10 protein-coding genes and 1 pseudogene are annotated in these 8,065 nt (G+C 70.0%); 1 reads left to right on the top strand and 10 read right to left on the bottom strand.

Translation table 11 applies throughout. From position 1 onward, the window contains the following. From ABDV68_RS17020 to purM, 10 genes are all read right to left on the bottom strand, one after another. On the bottom strand, positions 1-461 hold a 461-nt coding region (locus ABDV68_RS17020), incomplete at its 3' end, for a phosphoribosylanthranilate isomerase (RefSeq protein WP_343521295.1). 59 nt (positions 462-520) lie between these two features. After that, entirely contained in the window at positions 521-1,030 is a 510-nt protein-coding gene (locus tag ABDV68_RS17015) for a GNAT family N-acetyltransferase (protein WP_343521296.1), read from the bottom strand. Positions 1,031-1,035: 5 nt separating this feature from the next. After that, positions 1,036-1,710 carry an orotidine-5'-phosphate decarboxylase gene (gene pyrF / locus ABDV68_RS17010; RefSeq protein ID WP_343521294.1) on the bottom strand — a complete coding sequence of 225 codons (675 nt, stop codon included), beginning with the start codon at positions 1,708-1,710 and terminating at the stop codon, positions 1,036-1,038. Beyond that, positions 1,707-2,051 carry a lipopolysaccharide assembly protein LapA domain-containing protein gene (locus ABDV68_RS17005; RefSeq protein WP_343521293.1) on the bottom strand — a complete coding sequence of 115 codons (345 nt, stop codon included), beginning with the start codon at positions 2,049-2,051 and terminating at the stop codon, positions 1,707-1,709. Before ABDV68_RS17005 ends, pyrF begins: the two co-directional genes overlap by 4 nt. A 74-nt stretch (positions 2,052-2,125) precedes the next feature. Beyond that, complete coding sequence (locus ABDV68_RS17000) at positions 2,126-4,417, bottom strand: patatin-like protein (RefSeq protein ID WP_343521292.1); 2,292 nt, start codon at positions 4,415-4,417, stop codon at positions 2,126-2,128. After that, positions 4,417-5,112, bottom strand: coding sequence for an endonuclease/exonuclease/phosphatase family protein (locus ABDV68_RS16995; protein WP_343521291.1), 696 nt, complete (start codon positions 5,110-5,112; stop codon positions 4,417-4,419). The genes ABDV68_RS17000 and ABDV68_RS16995 overlap by 1 nt, the downstream gene beginning before the upstream one ends. 46 nt (positions 5,113-5,158) lie before the next feature. Next, on the bottom strand, positions 5,159-5,353 hold the full coding sequence (locus ABDV68_RS16990; protein WP_343521290.1) for a hypothetical protein: 195 nt from the start codon (positions 5,351-5,353) through the stop codon (positions 5,159-5,161). 90 nt (positions 5,354-5,443) lie between these two features. Then, positions 5,444-5,821 carry an MmcQ/YjbR family DNA-binding protein gene (locus ABDV68_RS16985; protein ID WP_343521289.1) on the bottom strand — a complete coding sequence of 126 codons (378 nt, stop codon included), beginning with the start codon at positions 5,819-5,821 and terminating at the stop codon, positions 5,444-5,446. Further along, on the bottom strand, positions 5,818-6,387 hold the full coding sequence (gene purN / locus ABDV68_RS16980) for a phosphoribosylglycinamide formyltransferase (protein WP_343521288.1): 570 nt from the start codon (positions 6,385-6,387) through the stop codon (positions 5,818-5,820). The genes ABDV68_RS16985 and purN overlap by 4 nt, the downstream gene beginning before the upstream one ends. Continuing rightward, a complete protein-coding gene (gene purM, locus ABDV68_RS16975; protein WP_343521287.1) occupies positions 6,380-7,474 on the bottom strand; it encodes a phosphoribosylformylglycinamidine cyclo-ligase in 1,095 nt (364 codons plus the stop codon). Before purM ends, purN begins: the two co-directional genes overlap by 8 nt. Positions 7,475-7,699: 225 nt before the next feature. Between purM and ABDV68_RS16970 the strand changes: the two are divergent. Continuing rightward, positions 7,700-8,065, top strand: a pseudogene (locus tag ABDV68_RS16970) (heavy-metal-associated domain-containing protein); the annotation flags it as partial.

Here is an 8,065-nt window from a genome sequence, read left to right as displayed (position 1 = left end):
CCCTGGAGCAAGGTCCAGTCGAAACGCAGGCCCATGCCGCCGGGCAGCCTGGCCTCGTCGGGCACCTTGGCGTCGTAGAGCAGCCGCTGGACCGCGCCGCGATAGCTGTCGGCGGCGTCGAGATCGGCGCGGGTCTTGACCGCGACCGCCGCCCATATGGGCAGGCGGGTGCGGGCGCCGATCTGCGCGGCGCGCTCGGGCGTGGTGCGGTGGAGCTGGATCGCGTCGAGCCGCGCGGCGCGGATCGCCTGGTCGAGCAGCGCGTCTTCGGGATCGACGAATACCCCGACCTTGCCGACCCGCGCGGGAACGCGTGCCGCGAGCGCGGCGGCCTGGTCGAAGGTCACGTGCCGCGGCGAGGGCGGGAAGAACACGAAGCCGACATGGCTGGCGCCTCCGGCCACGGCCGCATCGAGGGTCGCGGCGGTGGAAAGGCCGCAGATCTTGGCGGTGACCGGCATCGTCGTCGTCAATCGGGCGATGGAGCCGATTCGGCAAGCGGAAGTTGGTGTGGCGTGGCTCAGCCGGCCAATTGCTTGACCAGCACGACCATCGACAGCGGCGGGTCGAGCGGGATGGGGAACGGACGCGTCTCGCCCGACGCAGCATAGCCGTGGCGCAGGTACCAGGCGATCAGCTTGGCGCGGCGATCGATCACGGTCATCTCGATGCGCGTGGCGGCGAAACCGTCGCGCGCGGCGGCTTCGGCGGCCGCCACGAGCTGCTTGCCGATGCCGCCGGCCTGGAGCTGGGGATCGACGCAGAGCAGGCCGAGATAGGCGAGACCATCGCCACGATCGGCGACGTTGACGCAGCCGAGGATCGTGTCGCCGTCGAGCGCGATCAGCAGGCGACTGCCGCCGTCGAGCAGCGAGCGCAGGGTGGCGAGGTTGGTGCGCTCGCCGGAGACGAGATCGGCCTCGTGCGTCCAGCCGGCACGGGCGCTCTCGCCGCGATAGGCGCGCTCGACCACGGGGTGAAGGCGAGGCAAGTCGGCTTCAACCGCGGGACGGATCGTGACCGTGACCATCGGTCTCAAAGCGTCGCCTCGATCTCCCGTGCGGCGAGATCGGGATCGGCGGCCTGGGTGATCGGGCGGCCGATCACCAGGATCGAGGCGCCGGCGTCGAGCGCGGCGCGCGGCGTGACGGCGCGCTTCTGGTCGCCCATCTGGCCATTGGCGGGCCGGATGCCGGGGATGACGAAGAAGCCGTCCTTCCACGCCTCGTGCGCGGCCTTCACTTCCTCGCCCGAGCAGACGATGCCGTCGACGCCGGCGGACCGGGCGAGCTCGGCGAGGCGGACGACTTGCTCGTGCGGATCGGGCGACAGGCCGATCGAGCGCAAATCGCTGGCGTCGAGGCTGGTGAGCATCGTCACCGCGACCACCTTGGTGCCGTTGGGCGCGGCGGCCTTGGCGTCCTCGAGCATCGCTCGGCCACCCGCGGCGTGGACGGTGATGATCGCGGGCTCGAGCGGGCGCAGCGCCTGCACCGCCTTGCCGACGGTGTTGGGGATGTCGTGGAACTTGAGGTCGAGGAAGATCGGCAGCCCGATCTCGGCCATCTCGTGCACGCCGTGGCGGCCATTGGCCATGAAGAATTCGAGCCCGAGCTTGATCCCGCCGACATGGTGGCGGACGCGCTTGGCGATCGCCTTGGCGCGTTCGAGATCGGGCGTGTCGAGCGCGACGTAGATGGGGCTGCTCATGGCGTCACCAGCGGCGGTGCGGCGGGGGTTTCGGTCGGTTCCGGCGCGGGATCGGGCTGGATCGGCATCGCCGGGGTCGCCGTGGCATGGAGGTTGCGCAGTTCCTCGACGGTGCGCTCGAGCATGCCGATCCGCTGGCGCAGCCGCCAGCGCACGGTGTGGAAGACGAGGAGCATCGGCAGGAAGCCGGCGAGGAACACCACCAGCAACAGGAAGGGCAGGTTCACATCGGCGACGAGGCCGCTCCACAGCTGGATTTCGACCGGATTCCAGTTGGTCACCGCAAAGGCCGCGACGATGCCCAGGATCAGGAACCAGAATAGTGCCTTGAGAAACTGCATCCGTGACGTGCGCCCTTGTCAATCTGTCCGTCGTTTCGGGTAGCTTTAGGCCGGGCGCAGCGGCTTGGCCAGCCTCACCCGATCTCGGCGCGCAGTTGCGTGAACAGGGTGGGGATCGTCTTGAGCCGCGCTTCCTCCTCGTCGAGGATGGCGAGGAAAATGTCGCGCTTGATGTTGGCGATGCGGCCGGGGCCGAGAGTCGCATTGGCGGGGAGGGTGGAGAGAAGGATGTCCACCAGCCGCTCGGCGCCGTGCAGGCGGCCCCAGAGATAGTCGTTCTCGCGATAGGCGCGGCTGAAGAAGGCGCCGAAATTGTTGAACTGGATGCCCTTGAGCGTCGCCTGCGCGCCGCCCTTGCGGATCGAAATGGCGTCGTCGGGCGAGATGCGGTCGACGCGGATCGGATCGAACTCGTTGAGTCCCTCGCCCTGCAGCAGCGGCAGCGTCGCGATGTCGAAGAAAGGGAAGCCGAGATAGGCGAGCAGCATCGGGCGGCGCATCTCCTTCGACAGTGCGCTTAGCCCCGCGGACAGCCGCTCGTCGGTCTCCCGGTCGAGCGTGCGCAGGTCCATCCGGCCCGCCAGCTCGTCGAGCAGCGCAGCGGCATCGAGATCGGCGGCGCGCACCGCCTCGCGCAGCCCCAGAAACGGATCGGTGCGCTGGCATTCGAGATAGGCGGCGAGCGATTCGTAGATCGCGTCGCGCATCGGGGTCAGCTCGGCATTCTCATGCTCCTGGTCGAGCTCGGTCATGCGGCGCGCGAGCAGGCGCAGGCGGCGGATGCGGAAGCCGAGGTCGTGCGCGCGCAACAGGTCGAGCGTTGCCGCGCTGGCCGAGCCGGGGTGGCTGGCGCCGAAGTCATCGGCACCGCGGCGCAAGATCTCCGCCGCCACCGCGTCGCGCAGCCGCCGCCAGCGATCGGGGCCGGGCTGGTCGCCGATCTGGTGGAGATGAGTCGCGATGCGGTCGGCGACGCCCTCGACCTTGAGCATGCCATAGGCGGCATGGCCGTAGCCGGCCTTGGCCGCAGCGGCGACCTGTGCGCGGCTGCGCCAGGCGGCGAGGCGCTTGGGCGTCGGATAGTCGAGGAACAGCGTGTAGCCGAACAGCGATTCGACCTGCGCCTCGACCTCGGCGCGGATGCGCTCGACGATCGCCAGCATGCGCTCGATCCGCGCCGAGCGCAGGCCGAGCGATTCGAGATTGTCGCGGATCGGCTGCTGGCGTGGCAGCTCGGACAAAGCGCCGATGATCGTCTGGAAGAAGCCGGGATTGTCCGGCGCCTCGCTATAGAAGCCGATGCGGTGGCCGGGCGTCGGATCGACGAAGACGAAGCGGCGGTCGATCTGCCGGCGCGCGGGACGCTCCTTGAGCGCATCGATCGCCGGGCGGAACGGCGCGTTGGCGAGCACCGATCCGTCGATCAGCGCGGCCTTGTCCGCCACGCCGGCGGCGTACTGGCGCGGCAGGACATGCTCGAGGAACGCCTCGCGACCGGGCCAGGCGATGCCGCGCTCGGCGAGCAGCGCGTCGAGCTCGCCGACAGTGGCGGGCGGGAACGCGCCGGGGAAGCTCGAGGTGGCGCGCGCGGCGAAGGCGAGCTCGGCGGGATGCGCGAACTCGGCCGACGCGTCGCCATGGTCGCTGAACGAGAAGACGAGGCGATGCTCGGTCTCGACCACCTCGGGCGGCGAGTTGAGCTTGAGACGCTCGGGATGGCCGCGGAAATCGGTGACGGTGACGAACAGGTCGAGCGGCTGTCCGGCGGGCAACAGCCGCGGCCCGGCGGGGCTCTTCGCCATCGCGTCAAGCGCGTCGAGCATCATCGCGAGCAGCTCCTTGCCGCCGAAGGGCGGTTCGAACCAGCGCGAGCGCACGAACTTCTCGAGCTTCGCGCGGACCTCCGCGCGCGCGCCGCTCTCGACCGTCTGGTCGACCGTCGAACCGTCGCGGGCGAGCATCCACGCGATCGGCAACGCCCACACCTTGGCGAGCTTGTGCGAGGGGCCGTGATCGGGGTTGAGCAGCGCCTCGACATCGGCGACCTGCAGCCACAGGTCGGTGAGCGGGTCGAGCGACTGGCCGGTGGCGATCGCCTGCGCCAGGAACACGCCGTTGATCCCGCCGGCGCTGGCGCCCGCGACGATGTCGACGATCGCGCGCAGGCGGATGCCGGTGGCTTCGCCGATCTCGTCGAGCAGGGCGTGGTAGAGAGTCTCGGTGCCGCGCCCCGGCGCGTCGCCATCATGATGCGCGCGGCTGGCGCGGGCGAGGTGCCAGATCTCCTTGGTGATGCCGTGCATGTAGACGGCGAGGCTGATCCCGCCATAGCAGACCAGCGCCAGGCGGAGTTCGCGATCGCGCATCAGTTCCGAGCCACCGCGGCCCAGACGGGCAGGTGATCGGAGGCGGTGCGCGCCGCGGCGCTGTCGTGCACGCCGCTCCCGGCGATTGCCAGCTCGGGCGAGACCATGATCCGATCGAGCCGGGCGACGGGGCGGCGGGCGTGGAACGAGCGTCCGGTCTCGGCGAAGGTGAAATGGCGGCCGAAGTCGCGCAGGCAGCCCGATTGCGCGCTCCAGTCGTTGAGGTCGCCCATCATCACCGTCGGCAGCCGGCGCGCGCTGGCGTCGAGATGCGCGAGGATCGCATGCGCCTGCCGCCGCCGCCACAGCCCCGAGAGGTCGAGATGCATGCCGACCACGCGCAGCACCTCGCCATTGACGCGCAGGTCGGCCATCACCGCGCCGCGCGGTTCGAGCGCGGGCAAGTGGAGGATCTCGCAATCGAGGACCTGCGCCTCCTTGCGCACCAGGATGGCGTTGCCGTGCCAGCCCATGCTGCCGCTGCGCACGCCGAACTGCACCGCCTTCCACGGGCTGCGCTCCTCGAGCAGGTGGGGGGTGATCACGCCCTGGCGCGCGCCGAAGCGGCGGTCGGCCTCCTGCAACGCGACGACGTCGGCGTCGATCTCGCGCAGCACCTCGAGCGTGCGCTCGGGCCGCCGCCGCCGGTCGGTGCCGATCGACTTGCGCATATTGTAGCTGGCGACCTTCAGCATCGTCCCTGTTTGGTGGGCCGGAGCGGGCGAGGCAAGAGGATGCGGATCAGGCGGGTGTGGACGGGGCCGGCATCGTCGCCTGGCGGCGAGCGGCGGCGGCGGCTTCGACCAGGCTGTGCGCGGTGGCTTCGGCGGCGTCGGGGGTCATCGACACCGCGACCCCGTCGGGCCCGTCGAGCAGAACCTGGCCTTGCTCTGCCGTGGCGACGCCTGGCCGGTCGAAGGTTTCGGTCGAATGCACTGACGGCTCCGTTACGACATTGGTCAGATCCAACGCCGGGGCCGCGGAAAATATCCCGCTACAGCATGGAGTTGGTGCGCGAACCTGAGCTTAGCGCCCGCCGGCTTCGAGCAGGCGGCGCGGTGCGACGAGCTCCCAGCTGATCGCTACTCGGTCGGCGACACGGTCCCAGTCGGTGTCCGCGCGGTCGAGGTGGATACCGACCCAGCCTGACGGACCGAAATAGGGCGGGCGGTAATAGAGGTCCGGCTCCATCTCGATCAGCATCGCCTGCTCCTCGGTCCCGCTGGTCTTGACGATCGCGGCGGTGACGTCGTCGCCATGATGATGGTGCCAGAAATAGGCGAACATCTTGCCCTTCTGGATGAAGAAGGCCGGCATGCCATGCGAGAGCTTCTCGCCGGTCTCGGGGAGCGCGAGCGCGGCGGCGCGGAGCTTTTCCAGCGCCGCTGCCGCGCGAGGGGTCATCTGCCCAGCCATTCCGCGACAATGCGAGGATAGAGGCGATGTTCCTCGGCAAGGACGCGTTCGGCGAGGGTTTCGGCCGTGTCGCCGGGGAGGATCGTGACTTCCGCCTGGCCCAGCACCTCGCCGCCGTCGAGCTCCTCGGTGACGATATGGACCGAGCAGCCGCCCGCCGCGTCGCCCGCCTCGATCGCACGGGCGTGGGTGTCGAGACCCTTGTACTTGGGCAGCAGCGAGGGGTGGATGTTGACGATCCGCCCGCGCCAGCGTGCGACGAACTCGTCGGTGAGCAGGCGCATATAGCCGGCGAGGGCGATGGCCTCGACGCCGGATTCGCGCAGGGCGGTATCGATCTTCGCCTCATAGTCGGCCTTGGACATGCCCCTGGGCGATTGCGCGAAGGTGGCGATACCCTGTTGCGCCGCCCAGGCGAGGCCGGGGGCTTCGGGCTTGTCGGAGGCCACCAGCGCGACCTCGTAAGGGCTCGTCGGATCGCGCGCGGCCTCGGCCAGCGCCATCATGTTGGAGCCGCGGCCCGAGATGAGGATGCCGAGACGGCGCTTAGCCATTATGCGTGGCGGACCAGGCCTCGCGGGCACTCCACGTCTCGGCGCCCCCGGCGACGGTGCAGCCGCGCTGGCCGGCCTCGATCGTGCCGATGCGGTGGACGGTCTCCCCCGCGGCTTCGAGCGCGTGCGCGGCCGCATCCGCCTGATCGGCGGCAACCACCGCGACCATGCCGATGCCGCAGTTGAAGGTCCGCGCCATTTCCTCGGGCTCGATGCTGCCCTGCGCCTGCAGGAACGCCATCAGCCGCGGCTGCGCCCAGGCACCGGCGTCGACATGGGCGTGGCAGCCCTCAGGCAGCACGCGCGGGATGTTCTCGAGCAGGCCGCCGCCGGTGATGTGCGCGAGGCCATGAATGCGGCCTTCGCGCAGCAGCGGGAGCAGGCTCTTCACATAGATGCGGGTCGGCGCCATCAGCGCGTCGAGCAGGATCACGTCCTGATCGAACAGTGCGGGGCGGTCGAGCTTCCAGCCCTTGTCCGCGGCGAGGCGGCGGACGAGCGAATAGCCGTTCGAGTGCACGCCGGTGGACGCGAGGCCGAGCAGCACGTCGCCGGGTGCGATCTTCTTGCCGTCGAGCAGCCGGTCGCGCTCGACCGCGCCGACGCAGAAGCCCGCAAGGTCATAGTCGCCATCGGCGTACATGCCGGGCATCTCGGCGGTCTCACCTCCGATCAGCGCGCAGCCGGCCTGGCGGCAGCCTTCGGCGATCGAGGCGATCACGCGCTCCGCGACCCCCGGGACGAGCTTGCCCGAGGCGTAATAGTCGAGGAAGAACAGCGGCTCGGCGCCCTGCACGATCAGGTCGTTGGCGCACATCGCGACGAGGTCGATGCCGACGCCGTCGTGATGGTCATGCTCGATCGCGAGCTTGAGCTTGGTGCCGACCCCGTCATTGGCCGCGACCAGCAGCGGATCGGTGAAGCCCGCGGCCTTGAGGTCGAACAGCCCGCCGAACCCGCCGAGATCGGCATCGGCGCCAGGCCGGCGGGTTGAGCGCGCGAGCGGGGCGATCGCCTTGACCAGCGCGTTGCCGGCATCGATCGAGACGCCCGCCTGGGCATAGGTATAGGGCTTGGGATCGGTCATCCGCGTGCGCTTAGCGCCGAGTGACGAAAATCGGAACCTTTGAATCCTCCCCCGCCGGGGGAGGTGGCATACGAAGCATGACGGAGCGGAGGACTCCCCCAGCCATCGTCGTGCATCCTCCACCCCGCCGCTTTCGGCACCGCCTTCCCCTGGCGGGGGAGGATACGAGCGGGGTCTCACCAAAACCCTTGGCTTCGATCGCCCGCTTCGCCAAAAGGACGGCGAATGTCGCGCCGCATCTCCCCCGTCTTCGCCGTCACGGCCGCGCTCGCGCTGTTCGCGACCGCCGGCTTCGCCCTCGCGCAAGCCGGCAAGGGCGCGGGCAAGGCCGAGCCGGCGGCCGCTTCCGGGGACAGCTCGGGCAGCTTCGAGGTGAGCGGCATCGAGATCGACGTGCGCGCCAAGGACGCGGAGTCGGCGCGGCTCGGCGGCTGGCGGCTGGCGCAACGCAAGGCGTGGACGATGCTGGCGCAGCGGCTGACCGGGCAGGGCGCGTCGCTCGGCGATTCGGCGCTCGACGGGATGGTCACCGGGATCATCATCGAGCGCGAGCAGATCGGCCCCAACCGCTACGTGGCGACCCCGCGCGAC

The sequence above is a fragment of the Sphingomonas sp. genome, from assembly GCF_039595165.1.
Lineage (GTDB): Bacteria > Pseudomonadota > Alphaproteobacteria > Sphingomonadales > Sphingomonadaceae > Sphingomonas.
This window is presented reverse-complemented; position numbering and strand designations above follow the sequence as displayed.

Coding starts and splice junctions, on each gene's coding strand:
- ABDV68_RS17015 (WP_343521296.1), bottom strand. CDS start 1,030: ATGGTCACGGTCACGATCCGTCCCGCGGTTGAAGCCGACTTGCCTCGC.
- pyrF (WP_343521294.1), bottom strand. CDS start 1,710: ATGAGCAGCCCCATCTACGTCGCGCTCGACACGCCCGATCTCGAACGC.
- ABDV68_RS17005 (WP_343521293.1), bottom strand. CDS start 2,051: ATGCAGTTTCTCAAGGCACTATTCTGGTTCCTGATCCTGGGCATCGTC.
- ABDV68_RS17000 (WP_343521292.1), bottom strand. CDS start 4,417: ATGCGCGATCGCGAACTCCGCCTGGCGCTGGTCTGCTATGGCGGGATC.
- ABDV68_RS16995 (WP_343521291.1), bottom strand. CDS start 5,112: ATGCTGAAGGTCGCCAGCTACAATATGCGCAAGTCGATCGGCACCGAC.
- ABDV68_RS16985 (WP_343521289.1), bottom strand. CDS start 5,821: ATGACCCCTCGCGCGGCAGCGGCGCTGGAAAAGCTCCGCGCCGCCGCG.
- purN (WP_343521288.1), bottom strand. CDS start 6,387: ATGGCTAAGCGCCGTCTCGGCATCCTCATCTCGGGCCGCGGCTCCAAC.
- purM (WP_343521287.1), bottom strand. CDS start 7,474: ATGACCGATCCCAAGCCCTATACCTATGCCCAGGCGGGCGTCTCGATC.